Raw genomic sequence first — 18,304 nt, forward strand, 5'->3', positions numbered from 1 at the left:
GAATTATTGCTCTAACATAATACTTATGTCTTTTTTCGCTCTATTTGATAGAAAGTTTTTATATAAAGTCTGATTTACTTTGAATAATAATTTACTATTATTTTGAATTTGTTCTGTAACAATATCAGAAGCTACAGAAATCTGAACAAAAAGTTCATTATCTGAACTTACCCAAGTATTTATAACCTTAGAATGAGTCAATGCTTTTAGCGATATATGCTCTGCAAATTTTTTAATATCTTTATCATAAGTTAGAGCATCACTAGTCTCTTCATCATAATCTCTATAAAGTTTAAGTACTTTAATGTAAATCTTTTTTGTAAGGTTATGGCTTGCATTGATAAGTGCTCTTTGTCTATGAAAGTTAAACTCTTTTTTATCAATATTAGTTGTTGCTCCAATCTGCGTTATATAGCCTTTTTTTTCAGGATTTGTTAACCAATCAGGACTATTAGCTGGTAATACTACTTCTTTTTTAGATGTAGTCGTATTACTTGAAAAAGGGTAAAAACAACCTCCTAAAAGAAGAGATATTATAATTGATAAAAAAAGAGTTTTTTTCATTTAGTTTTTCCTATATATTTAAATAGCTTTAGTCTAGTTATCAGTAAATTTTTTGATAATTTTTCTAGATTTTGCTAGTGCTTTTTTACTTGAGTTTTTATCAAATGTCAAAGCTACGGCCATTCTTCTACCTACATGTGACTGAGGTTTTCCAAATACTCTTACAAATGAATCTTTTGTAAAAGCACTTTTTTCAATTTTTATTTCTGGATTAAAAGTATCATTTTTTGCTTTATACGCAGCACTTGCCCCTGCACCATAATCAATATAATCTAAAGGCAATCCTAATACTGCTCTAACATGAAGTGCAAACTCACTTTGAGATTGAGTAATCATAGTAACCATCCCTGTATCATGAGGTCTTGGACTTACTTCTGAGAAGTATACTTCATCACCTTTTACAAACATTTCTACACCAAAAATACCACGACCACCTAAACCATCAGTTACAGTTTTAGCAATCTTTTGTGCACTTTTTTTAGCTTTTTTACTCATATCCATTGGTTGCCATGAGAAAATATAGTCACCATCTTGTTGTATATGTCCAATTGGTTCACAAAATACAGTTTGTTTTTCATTTCTAACTGTAAGCATTGTAATTTCATAATCAAATTTAACAAATGCTTCAACGATTAACTCACTTGCATCACCTCTGGCTTCTTTTGCAATTTCCCATGAAGCTTTTAAATCTTTTTTACTTTTTGCAACACTTTGACCATGTCCTGATGAACTCATAACAGGTTTAATAACACAAGGGAAACCCATGTTTTTTGCAGCTTTTTGTAAGCCTTCAAAAGTAGAAACAAATTCGTATGGACCAGTTTTTACTTTTAGTTCTTCTGCTGCAAACTGACGAATATTTTTTCTATTCATTGTTTTATTTACTGCATCAGCATTTGGAATAACATGAAAACCTTCTTTTTCAGCAGTAAAAAGAGCTTCAATATTGATTGCTTCAACTTCAGGTAAAATATAAGTTGGTTTTTCTTTTCTTATTACATCTAAAATTTCGTTTTCATTTTTCATGTTTATAGTATAAGCTCTATTTGCTACAAGTTGTGCGGGAGCATTGTTATAACTATCAACTGCGATTGTTTCAATACCAAGCCTTTGAGCTTCTATGATAACTTCTTTACCAAGTTCTCCACTTCCTAGAAGCATGATTTTAATTGAATCAGATTTTAGAGGTGCTGTAAATTTCATTTTTTTCCTTCTTTTTGTATTAATTCTTCATTTTCTTTTTTGATTTTTGCTTGAAAATTTTTATCAAAGTTTATAAGTTTATTTTTTCTAATAATTGCTTTTAAAATTTTTACATAATTATGTCCAATACCTGAATATTTTGACATTGTGGCACTTAATTTCATCCCATCTACAAGTTTTCCTGCTGTTCTCATTTGTTTTCTTTTTAATCTAAACTCATAGTATGCCCCTGTACGATTTAAGTTTTTCATATATGCTTTAATAGAAGCTTGTAAGTTTGGAAAAATCCTTATAAAATGCTTTTTCCCAGAAGCTCGTCTAAGTGGCATCATCCCAATTGCAGGATTGTATGTCCAGTGACCAAAAATATTATTTGCTTTTTTAAAAAATCTACTTTTACCCCAACCACTCTCTGTCGCAGCTTGTGCTAAAGCCATAGATGGAGGAATAATATCAATTCTTTCTAAATATCTTGAATAGTTATATATATTCTGTACTTTATATTTGATTTGTAAATCTTTTAATTTTTTATACTCTTCAGAGTTAGGGTCTAAATTTTTATTTTTATTTAGAGATTTAACAAAAGCTCTTTCTTTCAAAATTTCTCTATTTTCTATTTCAATTCTTTCATTAAAATAGTTAAAGAAATAATCTTTTTGTTGTGCTATAGGTAGTTTATAGTAACTTTTTGGAAAGCCAGCATCTGCATTAAGTGTAATTAATAATGCAGATACTAAGATTAATATTTTAAATAAATTTTTCATTATATTGAAGCTGTAAAAATCTGTTTTACAGCACCTTTAAAATATATTTTTTCTGATATTTTTGAAATAGTTAATTCTTCTTCACTTTTTGGATAAACAAAAGTTTTGTTTTCTACTAAATCTAAATCATTAGCTCTTATAAAACAAGCAACCATTCCTGTTCCACAAGCAAGAGTTTCACCCTCTACACCTCTTTCATATGTTCTAACTTTTATAATGCCATTTTCGATTTTTGCAAAGTTTACATTTGCGTTGTGTTCATATCTCATTTTTGCACATAAATCATGGTCATATTTTTCTAAATCATCAACAATAGTTACTAAGTGAGGAACTCCTGTATCAATTAGGTACCAAGTAAAACCTTCTTGTTGAAACTCTTCTTTTATAACAACAGGTTTTGTCATTTGAGATTCAACAATATTATCATCTACTTCTGATTCAATTAGTCCAGCTTCAGTTAAAAATTTCATTTGTGATGAAGCTAAACCGTTATTGTATGCATAGTGTGCTACAGCTCTAGTTGCATTTCCACACATTGCAGCATCACTTCCATCACTATTATAAAATTGCCATTTAAAATCTGCTTCATCACAAGGCAATAGTACAACAAAACCATCTGCTCCTATTCCTTCTGTTCTATTACATAATCTTATTGCATCTTCAGTATAGTCTTTTTCAATAAATGTATGAAAAATTACAAAATCATTTCCACTTGCAGAATATTTTGTATATGTCATAAAATCTCCTTAATGATTCTTTCTACTTCTCTTTGCAAATTTTTTAAATTTGAAGAGTTATCAATTACTAAATCAGCTAAATCTTTTTTCTTTTCTATATCCATTTGATTAGATATTTTAAGCGCTGCTTCTTCTTCATTGATACCATCCCTTTGCATTAATCTTTGAATTTGTAACTCTTTTGGCGTATAAATTACTAAAGATTTTGGTATTGGATAATGCATCTTTTCAAAAAATAGTGGAATATCTATGAAATAGGGTTTATTTTGTTTTTCAAATATTGCAGCTTCTTTTATAATCTCTTCTTTTATCAAAGGATGTATAAAAGCTTCTAGTTTTAATTTTTCTTCTTCATTTGAAAAAATTATTCTACCTAGGTTTTTTCTTAGAACTTTTCCATTCTCTACAAACTCATTTCCAAACATTTGGGCAATTTTGCCACTATGCATATCAAGTAGCTTATGGGCTATTTTATCTGCATCAATTGTAAGAAAACCATGAAGTTTTAGTAGATTACAAACTGTACTTTTACCTGTCGCAATTCCACCTGTTAAAGCTATTGCATGTTTAAATAAATCATTACTCATAGTAGTTATATTACTATAATAATGATTTATTTAACTTTATTTAAGTTTTTAGAAGAGTTGCTTATCTTTTTGCGATACCAGTAAGTGCTTTATGTTGACCTGCTGGAAATACAAAAGATGCATGATGAATTTCTGTAGAATAGTATTCTAAATCACTTAATAAATCTGATCTTTGTAATACAATATCTGCTGTTGGGTGATATTTTTTAGAAGCTAAAATGGCAGTTGAATGTCCAAATCTAAATGGCATTGCAATCCAAAAGTTTCTTCCCACAAGTTCTAAATCTTCTTTTAGTTCATTACTATCGTTACTAAAGCTTGATGTTTTAAATGTAATAACACCGTCATCTTTTAATACTCTTTCAATATTTGCTAATAACATTTCATCAAGTTTTACATCAGTAAAGATTATTACATCAATATTTTTTTCATTTTTAGAAGTTAAAAGTGATACATCACCAAACTCAATATTTCCTGTATGCTTTGAAGCTTCTTTCTTTAAATTTTCAGTTGAATTTCCAATTATTAAAACATTTTGAGCTTCTTTATGAGTACAAAGTGGAGTATGCACCATCATTTCATTAAAAGTTTGATTATCTCTCATTTATGAATGTCCTTATTTTTTATAAAATTTTGGATATAATACCAAAAAATTTTTAAATTACAAGGATAAATTAATGTGTGCTGAAAAATTACAGCGTATTTTAATGGCAATAGTATTAACGGTATCACTTTTTTTACTTTTAAATGGTTCTATTTTTGGAATTGTTTTACAAGTATTTGTGATTTCAATGGTTTTAATATGGGCATTCACAGATTTTTGTCCTTCTCTTTGGGCATTTAAAAAAATGTTTGGAGCTTGTGAAAAAAAAGAAAATAAGGAAAATAATGGCAACAGTTAGTTACAAAGATGCTGGCGTAGATATCGATGCAGGAAATCAATTTGTAGAGAATATTAAACCTCTTGTTAAATCAACGATGATTCCAGGAGTACTTGGTGGAATTGGTTCATTTGCAGGTGCATTTGAACTTCCAACAGGATACAAAGAACCTGTAATTCTTTCTGGAACAGATGGAGTTGGAACAAAATTAAAATTAGCAATTGATTCTAAAAAATTTGATACAGTTGGTATTGACTTAGTAGCTATGTGTACAAATGATTTATTATGTAACTTTGGAGAGCCATTATTCTTCTTGGATTATTATGCAACTGCAAAGCTTGAAGTTGATGAAGCTACTGATGTTGTAAAAGGTATTGCAGAGGGTTGTATTAGATCTGAGTGTTCATTAGTTGGTGGAGAAACTGCTGAGATGCCAGGTATGTACAAAGAAGGTGATTTTGATTTAGCTGGTTTTTGTGTTGGTATTGCGGAAAAAGCAGAGTTAAATAGGATTGAAAGAATTGAAGCTGGTGATACACTAATTGCACTTCCAAGTTCTGGTATCCACTCAAATGGTTTTTCACTTGTAAGAAAGCTTCTTTTAGAAAAATTAGGAATGTCTTTAGAAGATGAGTTTGATGGAAAACTATTAAAAGATGTATTATTAGAACCAACAAGAATTTATGTAAAAGAATTCAAAGCAAACAAAGAACACATCAATGCCTTAGCACATATTACAGGTGGTGGTATTACAGAAAATTTACCAAGAGTTTTACCTGATAATTTTAAAGCAGTTGTAAAAAGAGATGCTATTAAAGTATTACCAATTTTTGAATTTATGGGACAGTTTGTAGAAACAGAAGAGATGTATAGAACATTTAATATGGGTGTTGGTATGGTTCTTGTTGTTAATCCTGCAAATGTAGATGCTGTACTTGCAAACACTGATGGATATGTTATTGGTGAGATTGCAAATGGTGAAAAAGGTGTAGAGTTTATTTAATATAAAATCTTAAATAATTTATAAAAAGGGTAGCCAAGATGGTTACCCTTTTTTTATGTCTAAATTTTTTTATGAGTATTAACTTATCATATCTTTTTCACATCCTTTAAGTATTCTTATACTTGAGACGAAGGAGAAAGTAATGTTTAAAAATGTTAGTATAAAAGTAAAAGTTTTAGCTATTGCGCTTTTAGGATTATTTCTATTAGCTAGTGTTGTAGGCTTTATTTCTGTAAATAAAGCAAGTGAAGCCTTAATGAAAAAAAGTTATGGTTCCTTAACTTCCGCTAGGGATGGAAAAACTGAACAAATCAAAAACTTTTTTGCAGATAAAATAGCAAGTATAGATACTCTTGTAAAAACAAAAGATGCAATAGAGTTAGCTTATGATATGGATAGTATTGAAGGTATGATGAATATCAATGCTGACGGAAAATTTCCCATTGAAGAGCAGCATGTAAAAAATGTAACAGCCCCACATGAAAAGTTTTTTAATAATTATATGAAAGCAAATGGATATGCAAATATTTATATGGTAAATGTGCGAACAGCACAAGTTATGTATGCTGCTGATAAGAAAAGTGATTATGGAGAAAATTTAAAAACTGGTGAATTAAAGAGTAGTGGTTTAGGTGAAGTTTTTGAAAAAACAATGAAAAATATGAAACCTACTTTTGTAGATATAAAACCCTATGGACCAAGTAACAATGTCCCAACAATGTTTTTAGGAGCTCCAATTCTTGAAGATGAAGAGCTAACTGGAATTTTAGTTTTTCAAATTAGTGATAAAACTATAAATAGTGTAATGAAGTTTAGAAAAGGTTATGGTAAGACCCAAGAAGACTATTTAGTAGGAACTGATTTTCTTATGAGAAGTGATAGTTATTTAAATCCTAAAACCCATAGTACAAAAGCATCTTTTGCTAACCCTAAGAAAGGTAATGTAAAAACAGAAGCTTCTCTTTCTGCTTTAAAAGGTAAGTTAGAAACGAAAATTACTACAAATTATAATGGTACCTCGGTATTATCTGCATATGGATTGATTAAAATAGGAAAAGATTTAAAATGGGCAATAATATCTGAGATAGATGAATCTGAAGTTTTGATGGCTTCTAAAAATATCAAAACTCAAAGTACTATTATTGCTCTTGTCTTCTTAGTTGTAATTGCATTTATTGTTTATTTCGTAATAAATAAAGAGGTGATAAAACCTCTTAATGATTTTCAAAATGGTTTAGTAGAATTCTTTAAATATTTAAATAAAGAGACTGAAGCGGTTACCTTATTAGAAAATAAAACAAAAGATGAAATAGGGGTAATGTCCCAAATAGTAAATGAGAATATTGTAAAAACTAAATCTTTACTAGAGGAAGATGCTGCTTTAATTGAAGATGTAAAAAGAGTAGTTTCTTTAGTAAAGGAAGGGAAGATAAAACAAGAAGTTAAAAAAAGTACAAGTGACGAAAAACTTGAAGAGTTAAAAACTATGCTAAATGAAATGCTTGAAGTAATGGCAAAAGATGTAGCAGTTGATTTAAATAGAATAGAAAATGCTTTAGATAGTTACCAAAGATTAGATTTTACCCATAGAATAGAAAATGCAAGTGGTAAGACTTCTTTAGGTCTAAATGCTTTAGCTGATATTATAAATGAAATGTTAATTGAAAATAAATCAAATGGTCTATCTCTTTCAAAAAGTAGTGAAGTACTACTTGAAAATGTAAATAATCTAAATAGAAATTCAAATGAATCAGCCGCAGCTTTAGAAGAAACAGCAGCTGCCTTAGAAGAGATAACAGGAAATATTGCAAACAATACTAACAATATTGTTCAGATGGCTAATTATGCTAAAGAACTTACAGGTTCTGCAAATGAAGGGAAAACTTTAGCAGAAGAGACAACAAGTGCAATGAATGACATAGATGAACAGGTTACATCTATTAATGAAGCTATTTCTGTTATTGATCAAATTGCATTCCAAACAAATATTTTATCACTAAATGCAGCAGTTGAAGCTGCAACTGCAGGGGAAGCAGGGAAAGGGTTTGCAGTAGTTGCACAAGAAGTAAGAAATCTTGCAAGTAGAAGTGCCGAGGCTGCAAATGAAATTAAAACTTTAGTTGAGTCTGCTACTACAAAAGCAAATGATGGAAAGACAATTGCTTCAAGGATGATTGATGGATATAGTGGATTAAATGATAATATTTCAAAAACAATTGAACTTATATCTGATGTAGAAAGTGCTAGTAAAGAACAAAAAGCCGGAATAGAGCAGATTAATGATGCGATTAACTCTTTAGACCATAAAACTCAAGAAAATGCAAATATCTCAAATAGAACAAAAGATGTTGCTAATGAAACAGATAATATTGCAAGAGTTATATTAAAAAGTGCAGATGAAAAAAAGTTTATTGAGAGTTAAATAGAAAAGAAGAGTAATCACTCTTCTTTTTTAGGCTTCTTTCATTTCAATAAAAAGGAAATGTGAAGAAGTGATTGCTTTTATATCAATCTTTGATTCTTTTGTAATTTCCATTGCATCACTTTCTTTTAATTCTAATCCATTTATTGTAGAAATTCCTTCTATTTGTACAAAATAGATTTGTCTTTTTTCTTTTATATTAAATTCTAAATTTTTATGTTTTTTCAATCTAGATACATAAAAGTTCACATCTTGATAAATCTGTATCGAAGCATTTTCTTCTTTAGAAGAGACTATATTTAATAATTTATTTTCACTTTGTTCTTCTTTAAATTTATATGAACCATAAAGTTTAGGAAGGTTATTTTTAGGCGGTAAAATCCAAATTTGTAAAAGTCTTAAGTCTTTATCTTTACTTTTATTATATTCACTATGATATATTCCATCTCCGGCACTTAGATATTGAACTTCACCACGTTTTAAAGTCTCACTATTACCCATTGAATCTTTATGAGTAATTTCACCATCTACAATATAAGAAATAATCTCCATATTTTGATGTGGATGGGTATCAAAACCACCCTGAGGATGAACAATATCATCATTTAAAACTCTTAAAACTCCAAATTGTATATTATTTGGGTTTCTGTATTCTGCAAATGAAAAGTGAAATCTACTCTCTAACCATCCAAGGTTAGAGGTACCCATATTTTCTTTTTTTATTCTTTTCAACATCTTATATCCTTTATTTTAAAAGACCTACAAATTGAGTTAATATTTTTATTGAACTATCAGGTTTTAGTGGATTTTGGTATGTTGTAATAATTTCTCGTGGCATTACAATACTCCCAAGCCTTACGAATTGGCTTCTCATGGCATTTACTACATCTGTACCTCCTGCTCCACTATGAGTAGATAGTTGAATAGTTTTAAGAGCAAAAAGCTTTCTAAAATCATCTCCTACTCTTGATACCCAAGCAATAGTATTTACTAATACAGGAGGTAATGAAAAGTTATATTCAGGTGTAACAAAAAGATAACCACTGGCACCTTCCATTTTTTTAATTAAATCATCAACTTTAGTTGGAATTCCATCTTTTTCTTCTTTTAAACTATCATACATAGGAAGGTCTAAATCTACTAAGTTAATAATTTCAGATTCTTTCCCCAACTCTTCTAGTTGAGCATGTAAATTTTTTGCTAATTTCATATTTTCATTTAAACTTGATACAAAAATTAATATCATAATGTACTCCTTTTATTTTTTATCTAAACTATATTTTCCTGCACCTATAAAAGTAATTGCAACTGAAGCTAGTAAAAATAGTAAAGGTAACTCAATAACTAAACCACCATTTTTACCTATTAGAAATAAATCTTTTGAATGGGCAAGAAAAATTGCAAATCCCATAGTTGCTGCTAAACCTAGCGATGCGAATCTTGTAAAAAGACCTAATATGATTAATATAGGTAATATTATCTCTCCAATATATACTCCATAAGCTAATATTTCAGGAAGACCATTATTTGTCACAAGATATTTAATTCCACCGATTCCTCCAGTAAGCTTTTTTATGCCGTGAAATAACATCAAAGTACCAATTGATAATCTTAATATTAGTTTTCCAATATTTTCACTTAGTAGAGTTGCTAAGAGTAGTTCTAATTTTTTCATGTGTGTCCTTTTAGTACTAATTAGTACTATATGTTTAAATTTTTTTAGTTAGCTTTATAAACTTTATTTAAAAGTTCATATAATGTATCTAACTCTTCATCACTTAATATTTCAAGTGATTTGTTTAAGTTTTTTGCGTGATTTGGAAATAGTTTTTCAATTACATCTTTTCCTTTTTTTGTAATACTCAAAATTGAAGCCCTTTTATCCTCTGGGTTGGCAACTGTTGTAATCCATTCATCTCTTTTTAGATTTTTAATTACAACTGTGATATTACCTGGTGTACTCATAGTAAGTTTTGTAATTGAACCAATATTTAAATCACCTCTATGATAAAGTACTTCAAGTACTCTAAATTGATTAAGCGTTAAGTCAAAGTCATTTAAATAATCAACTAATTGGGTATGAAATTTCTGTCTAACTCTTTCTATTCTAAGAATAGTTTTCATAGACTTGTCTGTTCTTTTCCCATAACTTTTAAGTGATTCTGTTCTCATTTCTTTAACTCCTTGTGAAAGTATATTACTAATTAGTAGTAAATGTCAAGAAGAGAAATTGAATATATACTACTAATTAGTAATATATATTCATGAAAGAACGATTATTTAGGCTATCTCTAAATTTTGAAATTTCTAGGTTCTTTTTGCTGTAGACATAAAAAGTGCAGCTAAAATTAAAAAAGCACCTGTTATTCTGTTCTGAATTTTCATAGCTTTTACATCTTTTATAAGAAACTTTAGTTTTGCTGCCATAGATGAATATCCTGTCATTACAAAAATATCTACAATACATAAGGTTATTACGATGATTGTAAATTGTAACCATAATGATTCATTTGGATTTAAAAACTGAGGAATGAAAGCTACTAAAAAAACAGTTGCTTTTGGATTTGTAAGGTTGATAAATGTTGCAGTTATAAATGCTTTTTTTGCACTATAGTTTTTTAGATGCTGACCTTCTTCTACTAATTCTACTTTTTCAAATATTTTTGTAAGACCTAAATATATAAGATATAAAACACCAATCCATTTGATAATATTAAAAAGCATAACTGATTGCATGATTAAAGCACCAAGCCCTATAACTACAATAAAAGTTTGTGCAAAAAGACCAGCTTGTAATCCCATGATTGCAGCATATGATTTTTTTAATCCATATTTAATCCCATAATTCATAGAAACAACTGCACCAGCACCTGGTGATATAGAGATAGCTAAAGAAGCTAAAAAAAGTGTTAACCAAACATCAAATTCCATAATAATCCAATAAATATATTTTCTTGAATAATAGCATAGTTTGTTAAGAAATTTACTTAACCTTTTCGTAATAAAATTTTAGATAAAATATCACGTTTTACTAAAAGGTTATGAAGGAATTTATATGTTATTAACACCAGGACCAACTCCTGTACCAGAATTTGTAAGAAAGGCTATGGCTGATGTTACAATTCATCATAGAACGCCAGAGTTCGAAGAAATATTTAAAGAAACAAGAGAATTATTATTAGAAATTTTTGATATGCCAGAAGCTGTGATGTTAGCTTCTAGTGGAACAGGAGCTATGGAAGCTTGTGTTACAAACTTAACTCATAAAAAAGCATTGACAATAAACTCAGGAAAATTTGGTGAAAGGTTTGGAAAACTTTGCCAAGCTTTTGATATAGAGTTTACGGAAATAAAAAATGAATGGAATACACCAGTATCTGTTGATGCAGTTGTTGAAGCTGTAAAAGCAGACTCTGAAATAGATGCAATTTTTATTCAGCTTTGTGAAAGTGCTGGAGGATTAAGACATCCAGTTGAGCAAATTGCAGCTGAAGTTAAAAAAATAAACAAAGATATCATGATAGTTGCAGATGGAATTACTGCAATTGGTGTTGAAAAAGTTGATACTACAAATTTAGATGCAGTTATTACTGGAAGTCAAAAAGCTTTAATGCTTCCTCCTGGACTTTCAATGATTGGATTATCAAATGCTGCAGTTGAAAAAATCAATACAAAACCTGCTGGATATTATTTAAATCTAGCAAGTGAAATTAAAAAACAAAAAACAAATACAACTGCATATACAGCAGCTACAACTTTAATCATTGGACTTAGAGAAATTTTATCAAATATTAAAAACAATGGTGGATTTGAAGCTTTATATGAAAAAACTGCTTTAAGAGCAAGCTCTACAAGAGAAGCACTAAAAGCAATAGGTTGTGAAATTTACCCATCAAGTCCAGCAAATGCTATGACAACGATATACACAGAAAATGCACCAGCAATTAGAAAGATTTTAAAAACAAAATACAATGTAAATATTGCAGGTGGACAAGATCATATCAAGACTTTAATTTTTAGAATTAATCATATGGGATTAGTTGAAGATTTTGAAGCTTCTTGGGTTGTAAATGCTGTTGAATTAGCTATGGATGAATTAGGTTTAAGAGAGTTTGACGGAACTGCAAATAAAGTTTTTGCATCAAATATGTTTAAAGGTAACTAATGGTTTTCGAACATGAAATCCCAAAGGGAAGTAGATTATACTTTGGTAAAATTGCAAAAGTAAAAAGAGAACTAGAATATAAAATTAGTTCACTGTTAAATGATAATGGATTTGAAGAAGTAGTAACTCCGAATTTTTCTTATTCTCAACATCAATCTATTGCAAATGATAAAAAGCTTATCAAGTTTTCTGATGAGCAAAACGAACAAGTATCTTTAAGAGCAGATTCTACTTTAGACGTAGTTAGAATCATCACAAAAAGACTTGGAAGGACAACTAAGCATAGAAAATGGTTCTATGTACAACCAGTATTTACATACCCTTCAAACGAAGAATATCAAATTGGTTGTGAGTGGATTTGTCATGATAATATAGTTGATATTTTAAATTTAACAGGAAATATTTTAGATAGTTTAGAAATAAATCCTATTTTACAATTATCAAATATAAATATTCCAAAGCTTGTAGCAAGTGAACTTAATATTGATGTAGAGCTATTTAAAAATGGTGAAATTGCAAAGTTATTTGAACTTAATGTAGCTTGGCTAAATGATTTAATAAAAGTAAAAAATATTGAAGATTTAGAAAATGCTATAAAAGTAGTTCCAAGTATTATAAAAGTAGAACTTGAAAAGCTTTTAAAAACTGCTAAAGAGGTAGAATACAAAAATCTTGTAATCGCACCACTTTATCATGGAAGTTTAAAATATTATGATGATGTTTATTATAGAGTAATTCAAGATAATCATGTAATTTGTAAAGGTGGTAAATATAGTTCTGAAGGTATTAGTTCTTTAGGATTCGCTCTTTACACAGATAGTTTAATAAAAATTTTAGAGGATTAGGGAAAAGATGAAAGCAGATTTAATTGTTGGTATTCAATGGGGAGATGAAGGAAAAGGTAAGATGGTTGACATGCTTGCTCAAAACTATGACATGGTATGTAGATCACAAGGTGGTCACAATGCTGGTCATACTATTTGGGTTGATGGTGTTAGATATGCTTTACACCTAATTCCTTCAGGAGTACTAAATCCAGATGCAGTAAATATTATTGGAAACGGTGTAGTATTATCACCAGAGTCGATTATAAAAGAGATGGAACAATTTGATGATTTAGAAGGAAGATTATTTATTTCTGATAAAGCACATTTAAATTTACCTTACCACGCTTTAATTGATCAAGCAAAAGAGAGATTAAAAGGTGACAAGGCTATTGGAACAACTGGAAAAGGTATTGGACCTGCATATGCAGAGAAAATTTCTAGAAATGGTTTTAGAGTAGGTGAGTTACTAAACCCTACAAAACTTTGTGCTTCTATTTTAGAATACTTTGAACAAAACAAAGCTATTTTTGATGTACTTGAAATTGCAACTCCAAGCCAAACTGAACTAGTAGAGTTATTAACTACATATAAAGAAAAATTAGAGCCATTTATTGCAAATACTACAAACATGGTTTGGGATGCAATTGATGCAGATAAGAAAATATTGTTAGAAGGTGCACAAGGTACTCTACTTGATATTGACCATGGTACATACCCTTATGTAACTTCTTCAAACACAGTAAGTGCTGGAGCTTGTACTGGTCTTGGAATCTCTCCAAAAGATATAGGGGTTGTAACTGGTATCGTAAAAGCGTATACTACAAGAGTAGGAAATGGTCCTTTCCCATCAGAAGACTTTGGTCAAGATGGTGAAACAATGGCAGATGTTGGAAAAGAAGTAGGTACAACAACAGGACGTGGAAGAAGATGTGGTTGGTTTGATGCAATTGCTGTTAAACATGCTGCAAGATTAAATGGTTGTGACCAATTATCTTTAATGAAACTTGACGTTTTAGATGGTTTTGAAACAATTAAAATTTGTACTGCTTATGAAGTAAATGGTGAAATAATCAAGTATATGCCATCGGATTTAGAAGATGTTAAACCTATATATGAAGATATAGCAGGATGGGATAGTGTTGTTGGTTGTAGAGAGTTTGACGCTCTACCTGAAAATGCAAAAAAATATATTAATAGAATAGAAGAATTAACTGGTGTTAGAGTAGGTATCGTATCAACTTCACCAGAGAGAGACGACACAATTATTAGAGGATAAGCCCATGAGAATGAAATTACATCATACACAATATATATCGAGAAGAGTCGCAAGAGATTTAGCTATCTGTGAAGTTGTGGAAGTTAGAAAAACTAAAGATGAAATAGCAGCAGAAATTGAAAAAATTTTAGATGCTGATATTGAAAAAGAGCATGACTTAGATGAAAAAGTTGCTGATATTTTAGATGGTCAAGAAGAAAATATAGAGTTCTATAATGCAGATTATAGACAATTGTTTTGGCTAACTAAAAAAAGAATGGCAAATGATTTTGGTGTTATTCTAAATAATGAAGATAGATTTTCTGATATGGCTCATAAGATTTTAGATTTCTTATGGGAAGAAGATTTCATTCATTATACTTGTTCAGATAACCAAGTTAAAAATGTAATTTTTACTTCAATTGATGAGTTCTTAAAAGGTTTTGAAGACTCAGATGAAGCAGTATTAGAGAAACTAAAACATTATAAAAGAAAACTAATTCCAGGAACTGATGAGTATGATATTGTATATCATAGATTATATGAAGAAGAATTAATTAAGAGAGGGTTAATGTAAGATGCAAAAAGTATGGATTTATTTAGAAAATGGAACTTTTTTAGAAGCTAATTCATTTGGTGCTACAGGAACAAGTGTTGGGGAAATTGTTTTTAATACATCACTTACAGGATATCAAGAAATCATAACTGACCCTTCATACGCGGGGCAGTTTGTTACTTTTACAATGCCAGAAATTGGAAATGTTGGAGTAAACGAAGAAGACATGGAAAGTAAAACTGCATACTGTAAAGGTGTACTAGTTAGAAATTATCACCATGAACACTCAAACTTTAGAGCACAAGGTGATTTAGATGCACTTTTAAAAGAGCACAATGTACTTGGTATTTGTAATATTGATACAAGATATTTAACTAAAATGCTAAGAGATGAAGGTGCAATGATGATGATTGCATCTACTGAAGTTTCTTCAAAAGAAGAACTTGCAAAAAAACTATCTGAATCTCCAAGAATAGAAGATATTAATTACATCAAAGAAGTATCAACAAAAGAACCATATGTACATAAATTTGGAGCTTGGAATCATGAAGAATTAGCTTACAATAAAGCTATGATGAGTGATAAAAAAGTTGTAGTTGTGGACTTTGGGGTAAAAAGAAATATCTTAAATGAACTTGTACAATCTGGACTTGAAGTAGAAGTAATTCCTTCAACTTTTAAAGCAGAAGATTTAATAGCTAGATTTGAAGCAAAAGAAATCGGTGGAATCTTCCTATCAAATGGACCAGGTGACCCGCTTACACTAAGAGAAGAAAAAGAAGAAGTTCAAAAACTAATAGATGCAAATATCCCTATGTTTGCAATTTGTTTAGGACATCAAATGCTTTCAATCGCTCATGGATTTGATACATACAAACTGAAATTTGGACAGCATGGTGGTAATCATCCTGTTGCAAATCCAGACAATGTAGTAGAAATCACTGCACAAAATCATAACTATAATGTTCCAGATAATATTATAGAAATAGCTGAGATTACACATCAAAATTTATTTGATAATACTATTGAAGGTGTTAAATATAAAAATAAAGAGATTTTCTCAGTACAGCATCATCCTGAGGCAAGTCCTGGACCACATGAGTCGAAATATATCTTCGACGAATTCGCTAAGATTGTAAAATAAATAATTTTATTTTCGCAATCTCTGCGTTGAAAAGCTAAAACTACTCCTCACTTACTTTAAGTAAGCTCCTCACAGTTTTAGCTTTTATATTGGAGAAAATAATTATTTTTTTATCTATAAAAACTTATAGTATCTGATACTATTAATAGTATAAAAGTTAAAGAATTTTTTATTTTACATCATTTAGATAATAATCTATTTTAATAAAAGTTAATATTGATATTAGAATACTATGTTTTAAAAGGAATATTATGAAAAAGTTTCAAATCATTATACTTACAGTGTTTTTTTGTCAGTTAGTTAATGCCGCTGGTCCAGAGTGTCAAACAGATGTACTTAAAACTAGAGTTTCAAATACAGGAGGTTTATATATATCGGGTAGTAATATTTCCGATGGGAGTTTTATCTTTTTATGTAACCTTAGCCATGAAATAAATAGTTTAAGTATTAATACTTGTAAATCTTGGTTAAGTATTTTACAAACAGCTCAAGTTTCTTCAAGGAAGGTAGATATTTCATATAAATATACTGATTTAAATGTTGTTTCATCTTGTTCATCGATTCCAAGTGGATCAAATGCACCTTCTCCATATTTTATTCAATTGACAAATTAAATATTTATTTTATAATACTCCAGGTGCTTTCCACATAGAACTTGCCAATCCTTGGTCTACAAGTTCTAATTGCTTTTTATAAACTTCTTGCCATTTGATTTTTATTTCATCGTATAGTTTTTTATTTTCTAGATTTGGTATGTATTCTTTATCCCAAATTACCAGTTCTTTTGCAGCACTTGTAAGGTTTTCGTAAATGTTTGCTCCAACTCCTGCACTCATTGCAGCACCAAGTGCTGTGGCTTCTGTTACTTTTGGTATTTTAATTTTACAACCTGTTACATCGGCTAGTGTTTGACACCAAAGTTCACCTTTACTTGCTCCCCCTGCAAAAACTATTTCATCTATTTCTAGGTTTGTGAACTCTTTAATTTTATCTAGATTTATCGAGCTAACTATACAGGCATTTTCTTGTAAGGATTTAAACATGCTTGCTTTGTTGCAAACTTCTGGATCTATTGATAGATTTAGGAAGCTTGGGCTTGCGTGGTACCATTTTCCATAGTTCATACTATCAGAAAAAATTGGAATAATTCCATATGAACCTACGGGCACCTTTTTTGCTTTTTCCTCTAAAATTGTATATGGGTCTATTCCTAGTTCTTCTGCCTCAAACTTTTCCATATCACAAAAGGCATCTCTAAACCATCTCATGATTAGTCCACTAAAGAAAGTTATTCCTTCTGCTTGTGATTGGTTTTGTATTACGTGAGGATTTACTCTTAGACTCATGTTTTCTGGCAGTTTTGCATTTGATGATATATTTGTTATTTGTTGCCAAAAAGAACCACCTAGGATTGCAGTTTGTCCTAGTTCAACTAATCCAAGTCCAGCAGAACCTAATTGTACATCTCCTCCCCCTGTTACTACTTTTGTATTAGTTGAAAGTCCAGTTTCTAGAGAAGCTTCTTTTGTAACAGTCCCAATAACAGTTCCAACTTCATAACATGGACAGAAGATGTCATCTTTTATTCCAACTTTTGAAGCCATTGTTTTATCCCAAGTTCTTTCTTTGAGTGAGAAAATACCTGTTGTTCCACCATTACTAGGGTCAGTTGCAATTACTCCTGATAGTTTGGCTAAAATCCAATCTCCTATCATAGAGATATTGGCTACTTTTTCGTAAGTTTCTGGATGATTATTTTTAAGCCACATGATTCGTGGCAGTGCTCCTAGTGCAAATGTTTGTCCTGAAGTTTCGTAAAACTTTTCTTCAATACCATCGAAAGATTCTTTAAGATATGCTACTTCTTTAGAAGCTCTTGCATCTACATTTGCAACAGCCCAAAGTTCTTTTCCTTCTTTATCATAAAGAACAATACCTTCTCTCATACTTGTAGCACTAAGAGCTAAAATATCATCAGGATTAACACCAGAATTTTTTATAACTTCTTTGATACAATTTTTAGTAAGAATCCAATTTGAATCAAAATCAAATGACATACTATTAGCAACTCCAGTTTCTTCCAGATGTGTCCATTCTTGCTGGCTAACTTCAATTTGATTACCTTGGGTATCAAATAAAACTGCTCTTACACTTCCTGTTCCTGCATCGATTGCTAATAAGTATTCCATATAATTC

Annotated in this window: 21 protein-coding genes; 9 read left to right on the forward strand and 12 right to left on the reverse strand. The window is 30.0% G+C overall.

Features of this window, described 5'->3' with window-relative positions:
• Positions 1-3: 3 nt before the first annotated feature.
• The 6 genes from BT997_RS01285 to BT997_RS01310 form a co-directional block, all read right to left on the reverse strand.
• On the reverse strand, positions 4-564 hold the full coding sequence (locus BT997_RS01285) for a hypothetical protein (protein ID WP_072679572.1): 561 nt from the start codon (positions 562-564) through the stop codon (positions 4-6).
• Positions 565-597: 33 nt separating this feature from the next.
• Complete coding sequence (gene purT / locus BT997_RS01290) at positions 598-1,767, reverse strand: formate-dependent phosphoribosylglycinamide formyltransferase (protein WP_072679573.1); 1,170 nt, start codon at positions 1,765-1,767, stop codon at positions 598-600.
• On the reverse strand, positions 1,764-2,531 hold the full coding sequence (locus BT997_RS01295; RefSeq protein WP_072679574.1) for a glucosaminidase domain-containing protein: 768 nt from the start codon (positions 2,529-2,531) through the stop codon (positions 1,764-1,766). Before BT997_RS01295 ends, purT begins: the two co-directional genes overlap by 4 nt.
• Positions 2,531-3,268, reverse strand: a complete 738-nt coding sequence (gene dapF / locus BT997_RS01300; protein ID WP_072679575.1) for a diaminopimelate epimerase — start codon at positions 3,266-3,268, stop codon at positions 2,531-2,533. The genes BT997_RS01295 and dapF overlap by 1 nt, the downstream gene beginning before the upstream one ends.
• The gene (gene coaE, locus BT997_RS01305) at positions 3,265-3,855 is read right to left on the reverse strand and encodes a dephospho-CoA kinase (RefSeq protein WP_072679576.1); all 591 of its coding nucleotides are present in this window, start codon (positions 3,853-3,855) and stop codon (positions 3,265-3,267) included. The genes dapF and coaE overlap by 4 nt, the downstream gene beginning before the upstream one ends.
• A 61-nt stretch (positions 3,856-3,916) precedes the next feature.
• Positions 3,917-4,459 carry a spermidine synthase gene (locus BT997_RS01310; protein ID WP_072679577.1) on the reverse strand — a complete coding sequence of 181 codons (543 nt, stop codon included), beginning with the start codon at positions 4,457-4,459 and terminating at the stop codon, positions 3,917-3,919.
• A gap of 73 nt (positions 4,460-4,532) precedes the next feature.
• Here BT997_RS01310 and BT997_RS01315 point away from each other — a divergent pair, with 73 nt between their 5' ends.
• The 3 genes from BT997_RS01315 to BT997_RS01325 all read left to right on the forward strand — a co-directional run bounded on the left by BT997_RS01315 (position 4,533) and on the right by BT997_RS01325 (position 8,161).
• Positions 4,533-4,757, forward strand: a complete 225-nt coding sequence (locus BT997_RS01315; RefSeq protein WP_072679578.1) for a phosphoribosylaminoimidazole synthetase — start codon at positions 4,533-4,535, stop codon at positions 4,755-4,757.
• Positions 4,744-5,739 (forward strand): phosphoribosylformylglycinamidine cyclo-ligase, encoded by a 996-nt coding sequence (purM, locus tag BT997_RS01320; protein ID WP_072679579.1) that lies wholly within the window; start codon positions 4,744-4,746, stop codon positions 5,737-5,739. Before BT997_RS01315 ends, purM begins: the two co-directional genes overlap by 14 nt.
• Positions 5,740-5,881: 142 nt before the next feature.
• Positions 5,882-8,161, forward strand: a complete 2,280-nt coding sequence (locus BT997_RS01325; protein WP_072679580.1) for a methyl-accepting chemotaxis protein — start codon at positions 5,882-5,884, stop codon at positions 8,159-8,161.
• A gap of 30 nt (positions 8,162-8,191) precedes the next feature.
• Here the strand turns inward: BT997_RS01325 and BT997_RS01330 are convergent, their stop codons facing one another.
• The 5 genes from BT997_RS01330 to BT997_RS01350 form a co-directional block, all read right to left on the reverse strand.
• Positions 8,192-8,896: a pirin family protein gene (locus BT997_RS01330; protein WP_072679581.1), complete on the reverse strand. Its 705-nt coding sequence runs from the start codon at positions 8,894-8,896 to the stop codon at positions 8,192-8,194.
• Between the two features lie 10 nt (positions 8,897-8,906).
• Complete coding sequence (locus BT997_RS01335; RefSeq protein ID WP_072679582.1) at positions 8,907-9,407, reverse strand: NADPH-dependent FMN reductase; 501 nt, start codon at positions 9,405-9,407, stop codon at positions 8,907-8,909.
• A gap of 12 nt (positions 9,408-9,419) precedes the next feature.
• Entirely contained in the window at positions 9,420-9,836 is a 417-nt protein-coding gene (locus BT997_RS01340; RefSeq protein WP_072679583.1) for a DoxX family protein, read from the reverse strand.
• 44 nt (positions 9,837-9,880) lie between these two features.
• Positions 9,881-10,333, reverse strand: coding sequence for a MarR family winged helix-turn-helix transcriptional regulator (locus tag BT997_RS01345; protein ID WP_072679584.1), 453 nt, complete (start codon positions 10,331-10,333; stop codon positions 9,881-9,883).
• A 135-nt stretch (positions 10,334-10,468) separates the two neighbouring features.
• Positions 10,469-11,092, reverse strand: a complete 624-nt coding sequence (locus BT997_RS01350) for a LysE family transporter (RefSeq protein ID WP_072679585.1) — start codon at positions 11,090-11,092, stop codon at positions 10,469-10,471.
• A 124-nt stretch (positions 11,093-11,216) separates the two neighbouring features.
• Between BT997_RS01350 and BT997_RS01355 the strand changes: the two genes are divergently transcribed.
• The 6 genes from BT997_RS01355 (at position 11,217) to BT997_RS01380 (ending at position 16,722) form a co-directional block, all read left to right on the forward strand.
• Positions 11,217-12,326, forward strand: a complete 1,110-nt coding sequence (locus BT997_RS01355; protein ID WP_072679586.1) for an alanine--glyoxylate aminotransferase family protein — start codon at positions 11,217-11,219, stop codon at positions 12,324-12,326.
• Positions 12,326-13,171 carry an ATP phosphoribosyltransferase regulatory subunit gene (locus BT997_RS01360; protein WP_072679587.1) on the forward strand — a complete coding sequence of 282 codons (846 nt, stop codon included), beginning with the start codon at positions 12,326-12,328 and terminating at the stop codon, positions 13,169-13,171. The genes BT997_RS01355 and BT997_RS01360 overlap by 1 nt, the downstream gene beginning before the upstream one ends.
• Before the next feature lie 7 nt (positions 13,172-13,178).
• Positions 13,179-14,429, forward strand: coding sequence for an adenylosuccinate synthase (locus BT997_RS01365; protein ID WP_072679588.1), 1,251 nt, complete (start codon positions 13,179-13,181; stop codon positions 14,427-14,429).
• Positions 14,430-14,433: 4 nt separating this feature from the next.
• Positions 14,434-14,985, forward strand: a complete 552-nt coding sequence (locus BT997_RS01370) for a DUF507 family protein (protein WP_072679589.1) — start codon at positions 14,434-14,436, stop codon at positions 14,983-14,985.
• 1 nt (position 14,986) lies between these two features.
• Positions 14,987-16,108: a glutamine-hydrolyzing carbamoyl-phosphate synthase small subunit gene (gene carA, locus BT997_RS01375; protein ID WP_072679590.1), complete on the forward strand. Its 1,122-nt coding sequence runs from the start codon at positions 14,987-14,989 to the stop codon at positions 16,106-16,108.
• 251 nt (positions 16,109-16,359) lie between these two features.
• Positions 16,360-16,722 carry a hypothetical protein gene (locus BT997_RS01380; RefSeq protein WP_072679591.1) on the forward strand — a complete coding sequence of 121 codons (363 nt, stop codon included), beginning with the start codon at positions 16,360-16,362 and terminating at the stop codon, positions 16,720-16,722.
• Positions 16,723-16,731: 9 nt separating this feature from the next.
• Here the strand turns inward: BT997_RS01380 and lsrK are convergent, their stop codons facing one another.
• A complete protein-coding gene (gene lsrK, locus BT997_RS01385; RefSeq protein WP_072679592.1) occupies positions 16,732-18,297 on the reverse strand; it encodes an autoinducer-2 kinase in 1,566 nt (521 codons plus the stop codon).
• Between the last annotated feature and the right edge of the window lie 7 nt (positions 18,298-18,304).

This window comes from Arcobacter sp. LA11 (genome assembly GCF_001895145.1).
Classification (GTDB): domain Bacteria; phylum Campylobacterota; class Campylobacteria; order Campylobacterales; family Arcobacteraceae; genus Halarcobacter.

What these genes read in the sequence shown, in the direction of transcription:
- BT997_RS01285 (WP_072679572.1), bottom strand. Translation starts at nt 564, where the DNA reads ATGAAAAAAACTCTTTTTTTATCAATTATAATATCTCTTCTTTTAGGA.
- BT997_RS01360 (WP_072679587.1), top strand. Translation starts at nt 12,326, where the DNA reads ATGGTTTTCGAACATGAAATCCCAAAGGGAAGTAGATTATACTTTGGT.
- BT997_RS01365 (WP_072679588.1), top strand. Translation starts at nt 13,179, where the DNA reads ATGAAAGCAGATTTAATTGTTGGTATTCAATGGGGAGATGAAGGAAAA.
- purM (WP_072679579.1), top strand. Translation starts at nt 4,744, where the DNA reads ATGGCAACAGTTAGTTACAAAGATGCTGGCGTAGATATCGATGCAGGA.
- BT997_RS01295 (WP_072679574.1), bottom strand. Translation starts at nt 2,531, where the DNA reads ATGAAAAATTTATTTAAAATATTAATCTTAGTATCTGCATTATTAATT.
- BT997_RS01370 (WP_072679589.1), top strand. Translation starts at nt 14,434, where the DNA reads ATGAGAATGAAATTACATCATACACAATATATATCGAGAAGAGTCGCA.
- coaE (WP_072679576.1), bottom strand. Translation starts at nt 3,855, where the DNA reads ATGAGTAATGATTTATTTAAACATGCAATAGCTTTAACAGGTGGAATT.
- BT997_RS01310 (WP_072679577.1), bottom strand. Translation starts at nt 4,459, where the DNA reads ATGAGAGATAATCAAACTTTTAATGAAATGATGGTGCATACTCCACTT.
- purT (WP_072679573.1), bottom strand. Translation starts at nt 1,767, where the DNA reads ATGAAATTTACAGCACCTCTAAAATCTGATTCAATTAAAATCATGCTT.
- BT997_RS01325 (WP_072679580.1), top strand. Translation starts at nt 5,882, where the DNA reads ATGTTTAAAAATGTTAGTATAAAAGTAAAAGTTTTAGCTATTGCGCTT.
- carA (WP_072679590.1), top strand. Translation starts at nt 14,987, where the DNA reads ATGCAAAAAGTATGGATTTATTTAGAAAATGGAACTTTTTTAGAAGCT.
- BT997_RS01355 (WP_072679586.1), top strand. Translation starts at nt 11,217, where the DNA reads ATGTTATTAACACCAGGACCAACTCCTGTACCAGAATTTGTAAGAAAG.
- BT997_RS01340 (WP_072679583.1), bottom strand. Translation starts at nt 9,836, where the DNA reads ATGAAAAAATTAGAACTACTCTTAGCAACTCTACTAAGTGAAAATATT.
- BT997_RS01315 (WP_072679578.1), top strand. Translation starts at nt 4,533, where the DNA reads ATGTGTGCTGAAAAATTACAGCGTATTTTAATGGCAATAGTATTAACG.
- BT997_RS01380 (WP_072679591.1), top strand. Translation starts at nt 16,360, where the DNA reads ATGAAAAAGTTTCAAATCATTATACTTACAGTGTTTTTTTGTCAGTTA.
- dapF (WP_072679575.1), bottom strand. Translation starts at nt 3,268, where the DNA reads ATGACATATACAAAATATTCTGCAAGTGGAAATGATTTTGTAATTTTT.
- lsrK (WP_072679592.1), bottom strand. Translation starts at nt 18,297, where the DNA reads ATGGAATACTTATTAGCAATCGATGCAGGAACAGGAAGTGTAAGAGCA.
- BT997_RS01345 (WP_072679584.1), bottom strand. Translation starts at nt 10,333, where the DNA reads ATGAGAACAGAATCACTTAAAAGTTATGGGAAAAGAACAGACAAGTCT.
- BT997_RS01350 (WP_072679585.1), bottom strand. Translation starts at nt 11,092, where the DNA reads ATGGAATTTGATGTTTGGTTAACACTTTTTTTAGCTTCTTTAGCTATC.
- BT997_RS01335 (WP_072679582.1), bottom strand. Translation starts at nt 9,407, where the DNA reads ATGATATTAATTTTTGTATCAAGTTTAAATGAAAATATGAAATTAGCA.
- BT997_RS01330 (WP_072679581.1), bottom strand. Translation starts at nt 8,896, where the DNA reads ATGTTGAAAAGAATAAAAAAAGAAAATATGGGTACCTCTAACCTTGGA.